The organism is Micromonospora sagamiensis, from assembly GCF_014680085.1.
Classification (GTDB): Bacteria; Actinomycetota; Actinomycetes; order Mycobacteriales; family Micromonosporaceae; genus Micromonospora; species Micromonospora inyonensis.
This window is the reverse complement of the sequence record NZ_AP023438.1, coordinates 3,389,694-3,407,677: the sequence shown is the minus strand read 5'-3', so window position 1 is coordinate 3,407,677 and position 17,984 is coordinate 3,389,694. Positions and strand designations below refer to the sequence as shown.

General features: G+C 72.3%; 16 protein-coding genes. 6 read left to right on the top strand and 10 right to left on the bottom strand.

Features of this window, described 5'->3' with window-relative positions:
* Nucleotides 1-78 precede the first annotated feature (78 nt).
* The 4 genes from eccE (at nt 79) to rarD (ending at nt 4,017) form a co-directional block, all read left to right on the top strand.
* Nucleotides 79-1,968 (top strand): type VII secretion protein EccE, encoded by a 1,890-nt coding sequence (gene eccE / locus IGA62_RS14985; protein WP_145822219.1) that lies wholly within the window; start codon nt 79-81, stop codon nt 1,966-1,968.
* Nucleotides 1,969-2,042: 74 nt separating this feature from the next.
* Nucleotides 2,043-2,420, top strand: a complete 378-nt coding sequence (locus tag IGA62_RS14980; RefSeq protein ID WP_145820648.1) for a phage holin family protein — start codon at nt 2,043-2,045, stop codon at nt 2,418-2,420.
* An 80-nt stretch (nt 2,421-2,500) separates the two neighbouring features.
* A complete protein-coding gene (locus IGA62_RS14975) occupies nt 2,501-2,944 on the top strand; it encodes a GNAT family N-acetyltransferase (RefSeq protein WP_145820650.1) in 444 nt (147 codons plus the stop codon).
* Nucleotides 2,941-4,017: an EamA family transporter RarD gene (gene rarD, locus IGA62_RS14970; protein ID WP_145820652.1), complete on the top strand. Its 1,077-nt coding sequence runs from the start codon at nt 2,941-2,943 to the stop codon at nt 4,015-4,017. The genes IGA62_RS14975 and rarD overlap by 4 nt, the downstream gene beginning before the upstream one ends.
* Here rarD and IGA62_RS14965 read toward each other — a convergent pair.
* Together IGA62_RS14965 and IGA62_RS14960 are read right to left on the bottom strand one after the other, a co-directional pair.
* Nucleotides 4,002-4,685 (bottom strand): anti-sigma factor family protein, encoded by a 684-nt coding sequence (locus IGA62_RS14965; RefSeq protein ID WP_145820654.1) that lies wholly within the window; start codon nt 4,683-4,685, stop codon nt 4,002-4,004. The two genes, rarD and IGA62_RS14965, sit on opposite strands and share 16 nt — an antisense overlap.
* Nucleotides 4,682-5,176, bottom strand: coding sequence for a sigma-70 family RNA polymerase sigma factor (locus tag IGA62_RS14960; protein WP_232625080.1), 495 nt, complete (start codon nt 5,174-5,176; stop codon nt 4,682-4,684). Before IGA62_RS14960 ends, IGA62_RS14965 begins: the two co-directional genes overlap by 4 nt.
* 222 nt (nt 5,177-5,398) lie before the next feature.
* On the opposite strand from IGA62_RS14960, the gene IGA62_RS14955 reads away from it, so the two are divergent.
* Nucleotides 5,399-7,519, top strand: a complete 2,121-nt coding sequence (locus IGA62_RS14955; RefSeq protein ID WP_145820656.1) for a PhoX family protein — start codon at nt 5,399-5,401, stop codon at nt 7,517-7,519.
* A 107-nt stretch (nt 7,520-7,626) separates the two neighbouring features.
* Here IGA62_RS14955 and IGA62_RS14950 read toward each other — a convergent pair whose 3' ends face one another.
* A complete protein-coding gene (locus tag IGA62_RS14950; protein ID WP_145820658.1) occupies nt 7,627-8,409 on the bottom strand; it encodes an IclR family transcriptional regulator in 783 nt (260 codons plus the stop codon).
* Nucleotides 8,410-8,595: 186 nt separating this feature from the next.
* On the opposite strand from IGA62_RS14950, the gene IGA62_RS14945 reads away from it, so the two are divergent.
* Entirely contained in the window at nt 8,596-9,801 is a 1,206-nt protein-coding gene (locus IGA62_RS14945; protein ID WP_145820660.1) for an MFS transporter, read from the top strand.
* A gap of 53 nt (nt 9,802-9,854) precedes the next feature.
* Here IGA62_RS14945 and IGA62_RS14940 read toward each other — a convergent pair whose 3' ends face one another.
* The 7 genes from IGA62_RS14940 to nuoI all read right to left on the bottom strand — a co-directional run bounded on the left by IGA62_RS14940 (nt 9,855) and on the right by nuoI (nt 17,983).
* Nucleotides 9,855-10,940, bottom strand: a complete 1,086-nt coding sequence (locus IGA62_RS14940; RefSeq protein ID WP_145820662.1) for a polyprenyl synthetase family protein — start codon at nt 10,938-10,940, stop codon at nt 9,855-9,857.
* A 240-nt stretch (nt 10,941-11,180) separates the two neighbouring features.
* Nucleotides 11,181-12,734, bottom strand: a complete 1,554-nt coding sequence (gene nuoN, locus IGA62_RS14935) for an NADH-quinone oxidoreductase subunit NuoN (protein ID WP_145820664.1) — start codon at nt 12,732-12,734, stop codon at nt 11,181-11,183.
* Nucleotides 12,731-14,263 carry an NADH-quinone oxidoreductase subunit M gene (locus IGA62_RS14930; RefSeq protein WP_145820666.1) on the bottom strand — a complete coding sequence of 511 codons (1,533 nt, stop codon included), beginning with the start codon at nt 14,261-14,263 and terminating at the stop codon, nt 12,731-12,733. Before IGA62_RS14930 ends, nuoN begins: the two co-directional genes overlap by 4 nt.
* Before the next feature lie 67 nt (nt 14,264-14,330).
* Nucleotides 14,331-16,256: an NADH-quinone oxidoreductase subunit L gene (gene nuoL / locus IGA62_RS14925; RefSeq protein ID WP_145820668.1), complete on the bottom strand. Its 1,926-nt coding sequence runs from the start codon at nt 16,254-16,256 to the stop codon at nt 14,331-14,333.
* Nucleotides 16,257-16,269: 13 nt separating this feature from the next.
* Nucleotides 16,270-16,569: an NADH-quinone oxidoreductase subunit NuoK gene (gene nuoK, locus IGA62_RS14920; RefSeq protein ID WP_088981076.1), complete on the bottom strand. Its 300-nt coding sequence runs from the start codon at nt 16,567-16,569 to the stop codon at nt 16,270-16,272.
* Nucleotides 16,566-17,336, bottom strand: a complete 771-nt coding sequence (locus IGA62_RS14915; protein WP_145820670.1) for an NADH-quinone oxidoreductase subunit J — start codon at nt 17,334-17,336, stop codon at nt 16,566-16,568. The genes nuoK and IGA62_RS14915 overlap by 4 nt, the downstream gene beginning before the upstream one ends.
* Entirely contained in the window at nt 17,333-17,983 is a 651-nt protein-coding gene (gene nuoI, locus IGA62_RS14910; protein WP_091455132.1) for an NADH-quinone oxidoreductase subunit NuoI, read from the bottom strand. Before nuoI ends, IGA62_RS14915 begins: the two co-directional genes overlap by 4 nt.
* Nucleotide 17,984: the final 1 nt, after the last annotated feature.

Below are 17,984 nucleotides of genomic sequence, written 5' to 3'. Positions count from 1 at the left end.
CTCCACCCGGTCGCCCGAACCCCTACCATGGGCCGCTGTACCACGTAATCGTGACGGCGGAGGAGGCGCACGGTGACGGTGGCGACGACCCGCCGGCCGACCCCGGCAGCCGGCGTTCCGACCCCGACCGGGCCCCCGGACCGGAGCGGGACGCCCACCACGCCGGGCACCGGATCCGCGTCCCGGCCACCGCAGCCGGCCCGGTGGACCGTGCGCCGGTCCCGCCCCGGACGCGGGGTACGGGCCGGACAGGTCGTCGCCGCCCAGGTGGCGCTCGCCCTGGTCGGCGCCGCCCTCGGCCGGGGTGTCCCGGCCACCGCCGGTGCGGTGCTGGTCGCGGTGCTGCTGCTGGCGGTCGCCTGGCTGCGGTTCCGACGACGGTGGCTCTTCGAGTGGCTGGGCACCGCCACCGGTCACCTGACCCGACGCCGGGTCCTGCCGCCGGCCACCGCCCCGCCCGCACTGCTCGCCCTGGTCGCGCCGGACGCCTCGGTCCACGGTGCCGAACTGGCCGGCGACCCCGCTGCGGTGGTCGGTGATCCCGAAGGGCTGACCGCCCTGCTCGAACTGACCGACCCGGGCGGCATGCTCGGTGACGGCGAGCGGAACCTGCCCGATCCGGCGGCGCTGCTCCCCCCGGCCGGCCCGGACACGCCGCCGCTGCGGATCCAGCTGCTGCTCGCCGGCACGCCCGCACCCGGCCCGGGGGCGGGGGGCAGCCAGGTGGCGACCTCCTACCGTCAGCTCACCGAGGGGCGGGTGCCCGGCTACGAGCGGGCGGTGCTGGCCGTCCGGGCGTTGCGGGTGGACGGCTGGTCCGACGAGGAGCTGCGCCGGGCCCTCTCCGGTGCGGTACACAAGGTGGTGCGCCGTCTCGCGCCGGTCACCGCCCGCCCGCTGGGCACGGAGGCCGCGCTGCGCGTACTCGGTGAACTGGCCCACCACGACGGCGGCCAGCCGGGCCGGGAAAGCTGGCAGGTGCTCCGCCTGGGCGGCCTGTTCCAGTCCACCCACCGGCTTCGGCGCTGGCCCGACCTGCGCACCGAGGGCGGTCGGCAGCTGGTGCCACGGCTGCTGGGACTGCCCGCCTCGGCGATCACCGTCTCGCTCTGCGCCGGTCCGCGCGGCGGCGGCCCGACGGCGGTGCCGGTCGAGCTGTCGGTACGCGTGGCCGCCGACACCCCCGGCGACCTCTCCGTCGCCGAGCAGGCGCTGCGTCGACTGGTGGACGGCCTGGGCGGGGAGGTACGCCGGCTCGACGGGGACCAGCTCCCCGGGTTGACCGCCACGCTGCCGCTCGCCCGCGCCGGGGTCGGGGGGCCGACCACCACCGGGCCCCTCGACGGGGTGGTACTGCCGCTCGGTACCGCCGGTCTGGTGATCGGCGCGAACCGGCACGGTGGTCCGGTCACCCTGCGGGTGTTCCGCCCCGAGGCCACCCGGATCGTGCTGGTCGGCGGGGTACGCGCCGCCCAACTGGTCGCTCTGCGGGCGATGGCGCTCGGGGCCCGGGTCGTGGTGCAGACCGCGCGCCCCCGGGCCTGGGAACCGTTCGTCCGGGGGGTGGGCGTGCCGGGCGGCGCGGTCGCGATGCTCCCGCCCGGACGACCGCCGGGCGGGGCGCCCGGCACGCCGCTGCACCCGCTGCTGGTGGTGGTGGACGCCGGCCCGGTGACCGCCGACGCCGCGCCCGGTCCGGGCTGGCAGGCCACCCTCGTCGTACGGGACGAGCTGACCCCGGCCGACGGTGACGCCCTCGCCCGGGCCGACCTGGCGGTGCTGCAACCGCTGAATCCGGCCGAGGCCGCCGTGGCCGGCACCGCGCTCGGGTTGGGCGGCTCCGCAGAGTGGCTGACCCGGATCCGGGAGGACATGGTGGCGGTGGTGAACCGGCGGGCGCTGCGCTGGGCGCTGATCGCTCCGACCCCGATCGAGGCGCAGCTGATCGGCCCACCCAGTCGCCGCTGATCGGTCCGCCCAGTCGCCGCCGACCCGTACCGCACGGGTTCCGTCGGTTGGCCGGGCGTGGCACCATCGCCGCCATGACGTCTCTGCTGATCCGGTTGGGAAGCACGGTGGTGGCTCTCTGGCTGGCCACCCTCCTGATTCCCGGGATCGCCCTCAACTCCGACTCGACCACCGAGACGGTCACCACGCTGGTCCTCGTCTCGGTGATCTTCGGCGTGGTCAACGCCGTGCTCCAGCCGATCATCAAGACCGTGGGCTGCGGCTTCTACCTGCTGACGCTCGGTCTCATCGCGCTGGTCGTCAACGGACTGCTCTTCCTGCTCACCAGCTGGATCGCCGGTCAGGCCGGGCTGCCGTTCGAGGTGGAGAACTTCTGGCCGGCGGCGGTGCTCGGCGCGCTCCTGGTCAGCGTGGTCACCTGGCTCCTCGGCGCCCTCCTCGACCGGGACTGAGCCCGCCACCCCGGGTGGCGCGAGCCGCATCCCGGGAAGTGGCTGTTCAACCCCCTGGTCGTCGGGGTTAGCCTCGCGACGTGCTGAACCTGACCCGCGCCGACGGCTACCAACTCTCCACCGACCCGGCCCGCCTCGACCTGGACCGTGTGCACCACTGGCTCTCCACCGACACGTACTGGGCGATGGGGCGGGACCGGGAGACGGTGGACCGGGCGTTCGCCAACTCCCTGCCGTTCGGGGTGTACCGGCCGGGCGACGGCGTCCAGGTGGCGGTGGCCCGGCTGGTCACCGACCGGACCACCTTCGCCTGGCTCGCCGACGTCTACGTCGACCCGACGGAGCGGGGCAACGGACTGGGCACCTGGCTGGCCGGCGCGGTCGGCGACCACGTCACCGGGCTGGGCGTACGCCGGCTCGTGCTGGCCACCCACGACGCGCACGGGGTGTACGCGAAGGTCGGCTTCGGCCCGCTGGACCACCCGGAACGCTGGATGCAGCTCGACCGGCGCGCCGGGTCGTGACGCCCCTCCGGCTGGGCTACCTGTACGCCTTCGGGGCGTACCTGGTGTGGGGCTTCTTCCCGCTCTACCTGCGCCTGCTGCGCCCGGCCGGACCGGTCGAGGTGCTCGCCCACCGGATCGTCTGGTCGGCGGTCGTGGTCGCGTTGCTGCTGGCCGCGCTGCGCCGGATCACCGTCCTGCGGGACCTGCTGCGCCGCCCCCGCACCCTCGCCGGGATCGCGCTCGCCGCCTCGCTGATCGCGGTGAACTGGGGCGTCTACACCTACGGGGTCGACACCGACCAGGTGGTGGAGACGGCGCTCGGGTACTTCGTCAACCCGCTGGTGTCGGTGCTGCTCGGGGTGACCGTGCTGCGGGAGCGGATGCGGCCCGCGCAGTGGGTGGCGGTGGGCGTCGGCGGGCTGGCGGTCGCCGTGCTCACCGTCGACTACGGCCGCCCGCCGTACCTGGCGCTGATCCTCGCGCTCAGCTTCGGCGGGTACGGCCTGGTCAAGAAGCGACTCGGGCTGCCCGCCGCCGAGGGCCTGTTCGTGGAGTCGGCGGTGCTGCTGCTGCCCGCCGTCGGCTACCTGGCCTGGCTCTGGTCCGCCGGTGGGCTCACCTTCGGCCGGATCTCGGCCGGCCACACCGCCCTGCTGATGCTGACCGGCGCGGCGACCGCCGTCCCGCTGCTCTGCTTCGCCGGGGCGGCCAACCGGCTGCCGCTGACCGCGCTCGGCATGATGCAGTACCTCACGCCGACCCTCCAGCTCGCCTGCGGCGTGCTGATCCTGCACGAGCCGATGCCGCCGGCCCGGCTGGCCGGCTTCGGGCTGGTCTGGGCGGCCCTGGTGGTGTTCACCGTGGACGCCCTCCGGCACGCCCGCCGACGCCGCGCCACGGCGGCACCGGACGGCCCCGCCGACGTGGACGGCGCGGGCCCGGCCGACGTGGACGCCGTGGGCCCGGCCGACGTGGACGCCGTGGGCCCGGCCGACGTGGACGCCGTGGGCCCGGCCGACGTGGACGCCATGGACCCGACCGGTGGCTCGCGCGACGTGTCCCCGCCCCGTCCGGCTCAGCGGACGTCGTAGCCGAGCACGGGGGTGCCGTCGGCGCGCAGCAGTTCCAGCCGGACCAGTTCCGCGTCGGTGAACCGGGTCGCCCCGGTGAACCGGACCTCGTCGCCAGGGGCGGCCACCCAGGACCCGACCTGCTCCGACGCCCCGTCCGGACCGTACGCCACCAGCCGGAAGACGTACGCCTTGACGTAGTCGGGACGCGGGTCGTACCCGCAGCGCATGGTGATCTCGGTGCCCCACTCGGTGCCGGTCAACCCGATCTCGGCACGCACCGGGGGAGCCCCGGCGACCGGTCGCATCGCCACCATCCGGACCCGGTCGTCGGGCTGCCCGGCAGGGCGCAACGCGGCCACGCCGAAGCCCACGACCAGCGTGAACACGGCAGCGGTCAGCACGGTCACGGCGTACCGCCAGCGGCTCCGCCGTCGCTCGCGGCGACGCTGCTGGTCGGCGGCGGCGAGCAGCGCCGGCACCCGGGGTTGTTCCGGCGTCGGCACCAGGTGCTCCACCTCGGCCGCGTCGAGGCGGCCGAGCAGGCCGGGCAGGGCGGCCACCTCGGCCACCGCCGTCCGGCAGTCCGCGCAGCCGGCCAGGTGCCGCTCGTACGCGGCCCGCTCGGCGGGAGCGAGGGCACCGAGCACGTACGCGCCGTCGTCGTACGCGAACTCGCAGCCCCTCACTTCGTCACCCCCATCTCGGCCAGCACCAACCGTAGTGACCGCAACGCGTAGTGGGTGCGGGACTTGACCGTCCCGGGCGGCACGCCGAGCCGGGCCGCCGCCTCGGCCACCGAACGCCCCTGGTAGAAGCACTCGACCAGCACCTCCCGGTGGGTCGGGCTGAGCCGGGAGAGCGCCTCGGCGATCGTCCACGCCTCCACCGCCCGCTCGGCCTCGTCGACCGTCGGCGGTGGTTCGGGCAGCGCGTCGGTGACCACCTCACCCACCCGGGTCGACCGCCGCCGCCAGGCGTCGATGGCCAGGTTGCGGGCGGTGGTGAAGAGCCAGGCCCGCACCGAACCACGTTCCGGGTCCAGGGACGCGGGACTGCGCCAGGCCCGGAGCAGGGTCTCCTGCACCAGGTCCTCGGCCCGTTGCCGGTCGCCGTCGACCAGGCGCAGGGCGTACGCGTGGAGCGCGTCGGCGTGCTCGTCGTGCAGGGCGCGGAGCAGGTGGGCGTCGTGGTCGCTGATGGCGGTCTCCTCGCAGTCGCCGCAGCGGGGCGTACGCCGCAAGATACGCGCCGCAGACCGGATCGGTTCACTGAGCTGGAGGTGTTCACGTCCGGTTCACGCCGAGGCCGACGTCCGCTCAACCAGCCCTCCTAGCGTCCGGCAGGACACGCGCCCAGAGTCGTCCTGCGCGCGCACCCACCCTCCAGGAGGCTCCTCCCCATGAGCGACCGACGCCGGCTGCTTCCCCTGCTGGGCGCGAAACGCCACGGCAGCCGCGACTCGATGACCTGTCTGTACCGGTGCGGCAACGCCTGCGACCACCCGGTCCCCAACACCTCCGACAACCCGTACCTCGGCGACATGGTCAACGCCGAGGTGTCCCGGCGCGGGGTCGTCCGGGCCGGCGCGGTGGGCGCGCTCGTCCTCGGGGTCGGCGGCTCGCTCGCCGGAGCCGGCGTCGCCTCGGCCGCCCCGGCCGGCGGTACCGCCCCCGCGCTGCCCGAGGTGGCCGACTTCTCCGCCCGGCAGCGGACCGGCAACGGCGCGCTGACCTTCCGGGCCGTCCCGCCGAACAAGCTGGACACCTTCGTCGTGCCGAACGGCTACGACCACGCGGTGGTCATCCGCTGGGGCGACGAGGTCGTGCCGGGTGCGCCCGAGCTGGACGTCCGCCACCAGACCGGGGCCAGCCAGTCGAAGCAGTTCGGCTACAACAACGACTTCGTCGGGGTGCTCCCGCTGGACCGGCGCGGCCGACGCGCGCTGCTCGTGGTCAACCACGAGTACACCAACGAGGACCTGATGTTCCCCGGCTTCACCAGCCAGGACGCGCTCACCGTGGAGCAGGTGCGGGCCGCGATGGCCGCACACGGCCTGTCGGTCGTCGAGATCGAGCGGGTCGGCGACACCGGCCGGTGGCAGCCGGTGGCCCGGGGTGCCCGCCCGTACAACCGGCGGATCACCGCGCTGGCGACGAAGTTCGACGTGACCGGCCCGGCCGCCGGCTCGGCGTGGCTGAGGACCGCCGCCGACCCGTCGGGGCGGACCGTCGTCGGCACGCTGAACAACTGCGCCGGCGGGATCACCCCGTGGGGCACCGTGCTCTCCGGCGAGGAGAACTTCAACCAGTACTTCGTCGGCGGGGACGCCGTGTCGGAGGAACTCAGGCCGAAGCTGGCCCGGTACGGCATCGACACCGCGAAGCGGTACCCGTCCGGCAGCCGGAAGTGGGAGCGCGCCGACGAGCGGTTCGACCTGGCCAGGCACCCGAACGAGGCGAACCGGCACGGCTGGATCGTCGAGGTCGACCCGTTCGACCCGGACGGTCGGCCGCGCAAGCACACCGCGCTCGGCCGGTTCAAGCACGAGGGCGCGAACGTGATCGTCGCCAAGGACGGCCACGTGGTGGCGTACATGGGCGACGACGAGCGGTTCGACTACCTGTACAAGTTCGTCTCGGACAAGAAGTACCTGAAGGGCAACTCCTGGCACGCGCGCCGGCACAACCTGACGCTGCTCGAGTCGGGCACGCTCTACGTCGCGAAGCTGGAGTACACCAGCACCGACGAGGTCGACGGCTCCGGCAAGCTCCCCACCGACGGCGCGTTCGACGGCCGGGGCCGGTGGATCAAGCTGGTCAGCGGCAACCGCTCGTACGTCGACGGGATGACCGCCGCCGACGTGCTGACCTTCACCCGGCTCGCCGGGGACAAGGTCGGGGCCACCAAGATGGACCGCCCGGAGGACGTCGAGCCGAGCCTCGCCACCGGCAAGGTGTACGTCGCGCTGACCAACAACTCCAACCGGGGCGTCGGCAGCAATCCGAAGGCGGACGAGGCCAACCCGCGTACCGCCAACAAGCACGGGCACGTCCTGGAACTGGTGGAGGACCGGGGAGACAACACGGCCGAGACGTTCGCCTGGTCGCTGCCGATCGTCTGCGGCGACCCGACCGACCCGTCGACCTACTTCGCCGGGTACGACAAGACGAAGGTCTCGCCGATCTCCTGCCCGGACAACGTCGCCTTCGACAGCGTCGGCAACCTCTGGATCTCCACCGACGGCAACGCGCTGGGCAGCAACGACGGCCTCTTCGCCACGCCGGTCGAGGGCCCGGAGCGGGGTCACCTGAAGCAGTTCCTCACCGTGCCGCTCGGCGCGGAGGCCTGCGGCCCGTTCATCACCACCGACGACCGCTCGGTCTTCGTGGCCGTACAGCACCCCGGTGAGATCAGCGGTGCCTCGATCGAGAACCCGGCGTCGAACTGGCCGGACGGCGACTTCGCCAAGCCCGGCGTGGTCGTGACCTGGCGCCTCGACGGCGGCCACATCGGCGCCTGAGGTGTATGCAGGGGTCCCCTGTTACACAAAAAGCGGTAACAAGGGACCCCTGCTACCAAGCAGCCGGGGGCGGGCGGAAGCCGGAGCAGCCGGGGCGGGCCGAGGGCTCAGTGTTCGGCGGTGAGGCCCTCGGCGACGGTCCGGGCCACGGTGAGCAGCTTGGCGCGGACCACCCGGGCGGAGGTCATCAGCTCCCCGGCCGGCATGGCACAGGCGAGCACCACCCGCCGCTCGATGTCCTTGTCCGGCGCGACGAGGACCGCCGCGCAGGCCACCCCCTGCCGGAACTGGCCCAGTTCCATCTGCATGCCGCGCCGGTCGCCGGCGGCCAGGTCGGCCTCGAACGCCTCGACCGTGGTCAGCGTGGTGGCGGTGAACGGACGCATGCCGTACTCCCGCAGGTAGCGGAAGCGTTGCTCGGCGGTGAGGGTGGCCAGCATGGCCTTGCCGAGCGCCGTGGCGTGGGCGGCCTCGTCGAACCCGGGCATCAGATCCTCCAGGTACGGCGAACGCGCCCCCTCGGCCACCGCCGTGACCGCCACCTGGCCGCCCACGAATCGGCCGAGGACGTGGCTGTAGCCGCTGTCCAGGGCCGCCCGGCGCAGCGTCTCACCGACCACGCTGGGGCCGCGGAAGGCGGTCACCAGTTCCCGGTACCGGTCGGCGATCTCCAGCCCGACGATGTACGTGCCGTCCTCCCGCCTGATCACGTATCCCTCGTAGGCGAGGGTCCGGACGAGATGGTAGGTGGTGGCCACCGTCAACTCGCAGCGCCGGGCGATCTGCTTGACGGTCAGGCCCTTTGGGGCGCGACCGACCGCCTCGAGCACTCGTAGCGCGCGGGACACGCTCCGGATGAGATCGGAAGGTTCCGCCAAGGGGTCGCGCACAACCACCTCCGCCGCCGGGGATCTACACCATATGAAAAACAGGCCTCGTAGGAAATGCCTGCCCGATCGAGGATGCCAGATATTCATCGACTGTGTGTGCACCGACAGACACCGTGGGTTGATCGACTGTGATCCGTGCGGCGAATTCATCGGGAGTTGACCCCCGCTGGGTAGGTTGGCCGCACCATGACCGACACCGTCCCCGCCGCCGCCGTGCGCCCGGCCCCGGCCCGACCGGTACGCGTCGGCGTCGGCGCGGTCACCACCACCGTCGCCTGCGTGCTGCCCGTCTTCCTGGTCGGTGGCCTGGCCGTGCAGATGGGCTCCGAGCTGGGCTTCTCCGCCACCGGGCTGGGCATGGCCGTCGCCGTCTACTTCGGGGTGAGCGCGCTCGCCTCGGTCCCCTCGGGGGCGCTGGTCGAGCGGTACGGCCCCGCCCGGATCGCCCGGGCCGGCATCCTGCTCGCCGCCGGATCGCTGCTTGCCGTGGCCACGGCCGCGCGATCGTACCCGGTTCTGGTGGCACTGCTGGCGGTGAGCGCCGCCGCGAACGCGCTCGGCCAACTCGCCAGCAACGCCGCCCTGGCCCGGCACGTGCCCACCCGCCGGCAGGGGCTGTCGTTCGGCGTGAAACAGGCCGCCGTCCCGGTCGCCACCCTGCTGGCCGGTGCCGCCGTACCGGCGGTCGCGTTGACCGCCGGCTGGCGCTGGGCGTTCGTCATCGCGGCGGGCGCGGCCGTGGCCGCGTTGTTCGCCGTACCGGGTGGGGAGGCCGGCCCGGTACGGCGTGATGGCACCGGCCGGCGGAGCCGGGCACCGGCGCCGCTGGTGCTGGTCGGGGTGGCCGCGACGCTCGCCGCCGCCGCCGCGAACGCGCTCGGCACCTTCCTCGTCGACTCCGCCGCCGCCCGTGGACTGGATCCGGGGCTGGCCGGTCTGACGCTGACCCTGGGCAGCGCGGTCTGCGTCCTGGCCCGGGTGTCGGCCGGTTGGCTCGCCGACCGGCGCACCGGCAGTCACGTGGCGGTCATCGCCGGGATGCTGGGCGTGGGCGCGGTGGGGCTGGCACTGCTCGCCGTGGCCGGCACGGTCCCGCTGGTGGCCGGCGTGGTGCTCGGCTTCGGTCTGGGCTGGGCGTGGCCCGGGGTGATGACCTTCGCCGTGGTCCGGCTCTACCCGCAGGCCCCGGCCGCCGCCACGTCGATCACCCAGACCGGCGTGTATGCCGGCGGCTGCCTCGGCCCGCTGGTGCTCGGCCTGCTGGCCGACCGGTTCGGCTACCACGTCATGTGGGCCACCGGCGCGGTGGCGATGCTGCTGGCCGCCGCCCTCATGCTCACCGCCACCCGCACGCTCCCCCGCCCGTCGACCAGCGAGCCCCCGGCCCGTTGACCACGAGGGTGGCGGGGCGATCGGTGACCGGGAACGCCGCCTCGGCGGGTGGGTCAGCTGGTGCGGTCGGCCACGAAGTCGCAGAGGGACTCGAGGGCCCGGCGGGCAGGGCCGTCGGGGAGCGGTGAGAGCTGCTCCCGGGCCTCCTCGGCGTAGCTGCGCACCGTCTCCCGGGCCCGCTTCAGAGCCGGACTCTCCCGCAGCAGGCCGAGCGCCTCGGCGTGCAGGTCGTCGTCGGTGAGGGGGCCGGTGGCCAGGATCTCCCGCAGCCGCACCGACGCGGCGTCGGCGTCGTCCGAGGCCAGCGCGTAGAGCACCGGCAGGGTGGGGACCCCCTCGCGCAGGTCCGTACCCGGGGTCTTGCCCGACTGCACCGACTCCGACGAGATGTCGAGCAGGTCGTCGGAGAGCTGGAAGGCCAGGCCGATGGTTTCGCCGTACCCGGCGAGCGCCTCGACGTGGGCGGCCGGGGCACCGCCGAACATGCCGCCGAACCGGGCCGAGGTCGCGATCAGTGACCCGGTCTTCTCGGCGATCACCTGAAGGTAGTGCTGCACCGGGTCGTCCCCGGGGCGCGGGCCCACCGTCTCGGCGATCTGGCCGTGCACCAGGCGGGCGAACGTGCGCGCCTGGAGGCGGACGGCCTCGACGCCCAGGTCGGCCGCGATGTCCGCGGCGCGGGCGAAGAGGTAGTCGCCGACCAGGATGGCGATCGAGTTGGTCCACCGGGAGTTGGCGCTGGGCGCGCCCCGGCGCACCGCGGCCTCGTCCATCACGTCGTCGTGGTAGAGCGTGGCCAGGTGGGTGAGTTCCATCACCACCGCCGCCGGGACCACCTGCGGGCCGGTCGGGTCGCCGAACTGCGCACCGAGCGCCACCAGCAGCGGCCGGAACCGCTTGCCGCCGGCCTCCACCAGGTGCCGGGCGGCCTCGGTGACGAGCGGGTCGGCACTTGCCACGCTCGACCTCAGCTCGGCCTCGACCGTCTCCAGCAGTCCGAGGACGGACGCCTCGACCTTGGCGTCCGCGAGGTAGAGACCGAGCGAGTCGAATTGCCCCGTTCCCGGCCGGCTCCGACGACCGCCGGAGCCGGGGGCACCTGTTCGCTGGCCAGCCGCTGTCTCCACGCCCTCAACCATGCCACACCCGCTCGACCAGGTCCGGTCGGGGCGGTCCCGGCGGCACCCGGCCGACCACCGGCGCAACCGTCCCGGCCGCCACCTCGGAGACCCGCCAGGGCTGCCGACCGGTCAGAACCGACCGGACGGGACACAGGGGCGGGCAGTTGCGTACGAAACGGCCGGCCGGTCCCGGCCACTGCCGTGGCGTCCGGTGGACCGGAGGCGACGACGGTGGCCGGGACCGGCCGGCCGGACGGATCATCGAAGGAACTGGGCGGCACCGTCTGCCAGGTCGAGCAGCGGGGCCGGGGCCACCCCGAGGAGCACGGTGGCGGCCACACCGATCATCAGGGCGGCGGCGGTCAGCCCACCGGGCACGGTGACCGTCGGGGTGGAGTCGCCCGGCTCGGAGAGCCACATCATCACCACGACCCGCAGGTACGGGAAGGCGAGCACCATGCTGGTCAGCACACCGGCGATCACCAGCCACGCCTGCCCGCCGTCCAGGGCCGGACCGAAGACCGCGACCTTGCTCATGAAGCCGCTGGTCAGCGGGATACCGGCGAAGGCCAGCAGGATGAGGGTGAACAGGGCGGCGTAGAACGGCGACCGCCTCCCCAGGCCCGCCCAGCGGGACAGGTGGGTGGCCTCACCGTCGGCGTCGCGCACCAGGGTCACCACGGCGAACGCGGCGAGCACCGAGAAGCCGTACGCGACCAGGTAGAACATCGTGCCGGAGAGACCGTCCCGACCCGGGGCGAGCACCCCGACCAGCAGGTAGCCGGCGTTCGCGATGGACGAGTACGCCAGCAGCCGCTTGATGTCGGTCTGGGTGACCGCCAGCACCGCGCCGATCAGCATGGTGAGCACCGCCACCGCGCCGAGCACCGGGGTGAAGTCCCAGGCGGCCCCACCGAAGGCGACGTGGAAGATCCGCAGCAGCGCGCCGAAGGCGGCGACCTTGGTGCAGGCGGCCATGAAGCCGGTGATCGGGGTCGGCGCGCCCTGGTAGACGTCCGGGGTCCAGACGTGGAAGGGGGCCGCCGCGGCCTTGAACAGCAGGCCGATGGAGAGCAGGGCGATACCGGCGAAGAGCAGCACCCGACTGGAGGTCGACTCGCCCACCGCCGCGGCCACCGTGTCCAGGTCGACCCCGGCCTCCCGGCCCGGCGTGCCGGAGGTGAAGCCGTAGATCAGCGCCACGCCGAACAGGAAGAACGCCGAGGCGTACGCGCCGAGCATGAAGTACTTCAGGGCGGCTTCCTGGCTCAGCAGCCGGCGGCGTCGGGCCAGCGCGCAGAGCAGGTAGAGCGGCAGCGAGAAGACCTCGAGGGCGATGAACATGGTCAGCAGGTCGTTCGCCGCCACGAAGATCAGCATGCCGGCGATGGCGAAGGTGGTCAGCGGGAAGACCTCGGTCGCCCCGTTCTGCCCGTCCGCCTGCCGCCGGTCCTCGGTCGACTCGGCCCGGACCGCGGCCTGGGCGACGAACGCCCCGCCCCGCTCGACGGTCCGCTCGCCGATCAGCAGCAGCGCCACCGCGGCGAGGAGCAGGATGCCGCCCTGGAGGAACAGGGTCGGCCCGTCCACCGCGATCGCCCCGCCGGCGGTGATGCCGCGCCGGTCGTCGGCGAGGACCACCGCCACGAAGGCGGCCACCACGGCCGCCAGGGCGAGCAGGAGCTGGACCGGGTGGCGACCCCGGCGCGGCACGAACGCCTCGACCAGGACGCCGAGCAGGGCCGCGCCCAGCATGATCAGAATCGGCAGGAGCGCCCGATAGTCGATCGAGGGCAACTCGAGTTCGGTCACTTTGCGGCCTCCTGGACGCTGCCGACCGTCGGGGCGGGGTCGGTCTTGCCGACGTCCTGCATGGTCGCCTGGACGGCGGGGTTGATGACATCGGTGAGCGGCTTGGGATAGAAGCCGAGCAGCACGATCAGCGCGATCAGCGGGGCGACCACGACCTTCTCGCGCAGGTTCAGGTCACGCCGCATGCCCTCGACCTCGGTCAGCGCCGGGTTCAGCGTGCCCTGCGTGGTGCGCTGCACCATCCAGAGCACGTACGCGGCGGCCAGGATGATGCCGAGCGTGGCGATCACCGCGACCGGCTTGTTCACCGTGAAGGTGCCGATCAGCACCAGGAACTCGGAGATGAACGGCGCGGTGCCGGGCAGTGCCAGCGAGGCGAGACCGGCGAAGAAGAGCACCCCGGCCAGGACCGGGACCAGCTTGCCCGCACCGCCGAAGTCGCTGATCAGGGCCGAGCCACGGCGGGCGATCAGCATGCCCACCACCAGGAAGAGCAGGCCGGTGGCGAGCCCGTGGTTGACCATGTAGAGCACCGCGCCGGTGCCGGCCTGGGTGGTGAAGGCGAAGATGCCGACCCCGATGAAGCCGAAGTGGGCGATCGACGTGTACGACACCAGCCGCTTCAGGTCGTTCTGCCCGACCGCCAGCAGCGCGGCGTAGACGATGCCGATCAGGCCCAGCGCCAGCGCCCACGGCGCGAACCACTTCGACGCCTCCGGGAACATCGGCAGGCAGTACCGCAGGATGCCGAAGGTGCCGACCTTGTCCATGACGCCGACCAGCAGCGCGGCGGAACCGGCCGGGGCGGCGCCACCGGCGTCCGGGAGCCAGGTGTGGAACGGGAAGAACGGCGCCTTGATCGCGAAGGCGACGAAGAAGCCGAGGAAGAGCCAGCGCTCGGTGCCGGCGGAGATGTCCGCCTGCACCAGCGCCTGCCAGTCGAAGGTCTTCCCGCCGACGACCCAGAGGCCGATCACCGCGGCCAGCATGAACAGACCGCCGACCAGCGAGTAGAGGAAGAACTTCACCGCGGCGTACTGGCGCTGGTGGCCGCCGTAGCTGCCGATGAGGAAGTACATCGGCACCAGCATGACCTCGAAGAACACGTAGAACAGGAAGACGTCGGCGGCGGCGAAGACGCCGATCATCGTGCTCTCGAGCACCAGCAGCAGGGCGAAGTAGGCCGGCACCGACCGCTTCGAGGCGTCCGCGTCGTGCCAGGAGGCCAGGATCACCAGCGGCACCAGCACCGCGATCAGCATCAGCATCACCAGGGCGATGCCGTCGGCGGCGAAGGTGAACCGGGCGTCCCACTGCGGGATCCAGGTGTAGGACTCGCGGAACTGGAACCGCTCGCCACCGGCCTTGAACGCCACCCACATGACGACGGTCAGCGCCAGCACCACCAGGGACCAGACGAAGGCCACCTGCTTGGCGAACTCCGGTCGGCTACGCGGCAGGAAGGCCACGATCAGGGCGCCGACCAGCGGCGCCACGGTCAGCACCGAGAGGAAGGGGAAGTCGGACATTATGCGGCCTTACCTCCGTCGTGACTGCGCGGTCCGCCGGCGGCGGCGACCGCCGGGAAGAGGTCGATCACGCCAACCACCCCGCCTGTACGGCCAGGAACGCCGCCACCACCAGCAGCGCGCCGGTCAGGATCGACGTCGCGTACGACCGGACGAAGCCGGTCTGGAGCCGCCGGAGCCGGCCGGAACCCCCGCCGATCGCCGCGGCGAGACCGTTGACCAGCCCGTCGACGCCACGGTTGTCGAGGTAGACGAGCGCCCGGGTGAGGAAGATGCCCGGCTTCTCGAAGACCGCCTCGTTGAACGCGTCGGTGTAGAGGTTGCGCCGGGCGGCGGTGACCAGCACCCCGGCCGGCTGTGGCGCGGTGGCGGTGCCGTTGCGGAACAGCATCCAGGCCAACCCGGCACCGAGCACCGTGACCAGGAGCGAGAGCACCGTGATGACGGTGTGCGACAGGACCGCCTCGTGGTGCCCTTCCTCGCCGCCCAGGCCGGCGGTGGCGGTCAGCCAGTCCGGCACGGAGGTGGAGAGGAGGAAACCGGCACCGACCGAGCCGGCGGCCAGCAGGATCAGCGGGATGGTCATCAGGGCCGGCGACTCGTGCGGGTGCTCGATGTCCTCGGTCCACCGCTTCGGGCCGTGGAAGGTGAGCACGAAGAGCCGGGTCATGTAGAAGGCGGTCAGCCCCGCGCCGAGCAGCGCCGCGCCACCGAACAGCCAGGCCGTCCAGTCGTCCCGCTCGAACGCGGCCACGATGATCGGCTCCTTGGAGAAGAAGCCGGAGAACGGGAACATGCCGATGATGGCGAGCCAGCCCATCATGAAGGTGATCCAGGTGATCTTCATGTACTTCGACAGCCCGCCGAAGCGGCGGATGTCCACCTGGTCCTTCATGCCGTGCATGACCGAGCCGGCCCCGAGGAACATGTTGGCCTTGAAGAAGCCGTGCGCCAGCAGGTGCACGATGGCCAGCGCGTACGCCGCGCCGCCGAGCCCCACGCCGACGAACATGTAGCCGATCTGGCTCACCGTCGACCAGGCCAGCACCCGCTTGATGTCGTCCTTGGCCGCGCCGATGACGCAGCCGATCAGCAGGGTGAGCGCACCGACGCTGACCACCACGAGCTGGAGGGTCTCGTTGGCCGAGTAGATCGGGTTGGAGCGGGCGATCAGGTAGACGCCCGCGGTGACCATGGTGGCCGCGTGGATGAGCGCGGACACCGGGGTCGGGCCCTCCATCGCGTCCGGGAGCCACGCCTGGAGCGGGAACTGGCCGGACTTGCCGGTCGCGCCGAGCAGCAGCAGCAGGCCGAGGACCAGGACGGTCCCGCCAGCGAGGCCGCCCACCCCGTTGAACACCTCGTCGTACTGGGTGGTGCCGAGGGTGGCGAACATGATGAAGATGCCGATGGCCAGGCCGGCGTCGCCGACCCGGTTCATCAGGAACGCCTTCTTGCCGGCGGTGGCCGCGCTCGGCCGGTCGTACCAGAAGGAGATCAGCAGGTACGACGCCAGACCGACGCCCTCCCAGCCGAAGTAGAGCATCACGTAGTTGTTGCCGAGCACCAGCAGGAGCATGGCGGCGACGAACAGGTTGAAGTACGCGAAGAACCGCCGCCGACCCGCGTCGTGCGACATGTACTCCACCGCGTACAGGTGGATCAGGAAGCCCACGCCGGTGATCAGCAGGACGAAGACCGCGGCCAGCGGGTCGAAGAGCAGGCCGAAGTCCACCCGGAAATCACCGACGGCGATGAAGTCCCAGAGGCTTCGCTCGACCGACTTGTTCTCCAGGCCACGCAGCTGGAAGAAGTAGGTGAGGCCGAGGACGAACGCGGCACCGATGGCGGCCACGCCGAGCCAGTGCCCCCAGCGGTCGGCCCGCCGGCCCAGCAGCAGCAGGATCGCCGCGCTGACCAGGGGGATGGCCACCAGCAGCCAGACGCTGCCGAGCAAACCCGTGGCCTCTGCGTAACGCACAGTTTCTTCCACTGCGTCGGCCCCTCTAGTACTTGAGCAGGTTGGCGTCGTCGACGCTCGCCGAGCGTCGAGTCCGGAAGATCGACATGATGATCGCGAGTCCGACCACGACCTCGGCGGCGGCCACCACCATCACGAAGAAGGCCATGATCTGCCCATTCAGGTCACCGTTGATCCGGGCGAAGGTGACCAGGGTCAGGTTTGCCGCGTTGAGCATCAGCTCGATGCACATGAACAGCACGATCGCGTTGCGTCGGATGAGCACCCCGACCGCGCCGATGGTGAAGAGCACCGCGGCCAGGATCAGGTAGTAGTCCGGAGTCACCGGTCGGTCCCCTTCAGCGTCGTCTCCTCCGCGCTCAGCTCCCGGACCGGCATGATCTCGGGGATGCTGCGCTCGGTCAGCCGGCCGTCGGGCAGGCGGGCCGGAGTGGCCACCGACGAGGAGGTGGCGAACACACCCGGGCCCGGCTTCGGGCCGGGGTAGTTGCCGGGGGCGAAGCGGGCCTTCATGGTCGCCACCTGGTCCATCTTGTCCTCCCGGCGCCGCTCGACGTGCGCCAGCACCATCGCCCCGACCGCAGCGGTGATCAGCAGCGCCGAGGTCAGCTCGAAGGCGAAGACGTACTTGGTGAAGAGCAGCCGGGCGATGCCCTGCACGTTCCCCTCGGCGTTGGCCTCGTCGAGGCCGACCGGCGTGGTGCCGTCGAGCGCGCGGGCCAGACCACCGGCGACCAGGCCGGCGAAGCCGAGACCGAGCAGGATCGCCGCGACGCGCTGGCCACGCAGCGTCTCGATCAGCGAGTCCGACGAGTCCCGGCCGACCAGCATCAGCACGAACAGGAACAGCATCATGATCGCGCCGGTGTAGACGATGATCTGCACCATGCCGATGAACGGGCCCGCCTGGAGCACGTAGAACACACCCAGGCAGAGCATCGTCAGCACCAGCCAGAGCGCCGAGTGCACCGCGTTGCGTGCCCAGAGCATGCCGATCGCGCCGAGCAGGGCCAGCGGGGCGAGGATCCAGAAGGTGATCTCCTCGCCGCCGGACACCTCGCCCGCCGCGGCCAGCACCGTAGACGTGGTCATGCCCTGTCTCCCTTGCTGCCCTTGGCCGCCTCGGCCCGCTGGGCCGCCTGCTCGGCGCCGGGGAACGTCACGCCCGGGGTCTCGTCGAGCGCGTACCGGCCGGGCCCCATCGGGGAGCGCTCGGCTCCGGCCGAGGTGCCCGGGTTCTCCAGCGCGCCGACGTAGTAGTCCTTCTCGCTGTCGCCCAGTCGCATCGGGTGCGGCGGCTGCTCCATCCCCTCGAGCAGCGGCGCGAGCAGCTGCTCCTTGGTGAAGATCAGGTCCTGCCGGTTGTCCCGGGCCAGCTCGTACTCGTTGCTCATGGTCAGCGAACGGGTCGGGCAGGCCTCGATGCAGAGCCCGCAGAAGATGCAGCGGGCGTAGTTGATCTGGTAGATGCTGGCGTACCGCTCACCCGGCGAGAAGCGCTGCTCGTCGGTGTTGTCGCCACCCTCGACGTAGATCGCGTCCGCCGGGCAGGCCCAGGCGCACAGCTCGCAGCCAATGCACTTCTCCAGCCCGTCCGGGTGCCGGTTGAGGATGTGCCGCCCGTGGTAGCGCGGCGCCGGGGTCGGCGGCTTGAACGGGTAGTCGGTCGTGACGACCTTCCTGAACATGTGCGAGAAGGTGACGCCGAAGCCCTTGAACGTTCCGGTGATCCCGCCCACG

What these genes read in the sequence shown, in the direction of transcription:
- IGA62_RS14940 (WP_145820662.1), bottom strand. Translation starts at nt 10,940, where the DNA reads ATGGTTGAGGGCGTGGAGACAGCGGCTGGCCAGCGAACAGGTGCCCCC.
- IGA62_RS14955 (WP_145820656.1), top strand. Translation starts at nt 5,399, where the DNA reads ATGAGCGACCGACGCCGGCTGCTTCCCCTGCTGGGCGCGAAACGCCAC.
- IGA62_RS14915 (WP_145820670.1), bottom strand. Translation starts at nt 17,336, where the DNA reads ATGACCACGTCTACGGTGCTGGCCGCGGCGGGCGAGGTGTCCGGCGGC.
- IGA62_RS14980 (WP_145820648.1), top strand. Translation starts at nt 2,043, where the DNA reads ATGACGTCTCTGCTGATCCGGTTGGGAAGCACGGTGGTGGCTCTCTGG.
- IGA62_RS14930 (WP_145820666.1), bottom strand. Translation starts at nt 14,263, where the DNA reads ATGTCCGACTTCCCCTTCCTCTCGGTGCTGACCGTGGCGCCGCTGGTC.
- IGA62_RS14945 (WP_145820660.1), top strand. Translation starts at nt 8,596, where the DNA reads ATGACCGACACCGTCCCCGCCGCCGCCGTGCGCCCGGCCCCGGCCCGA.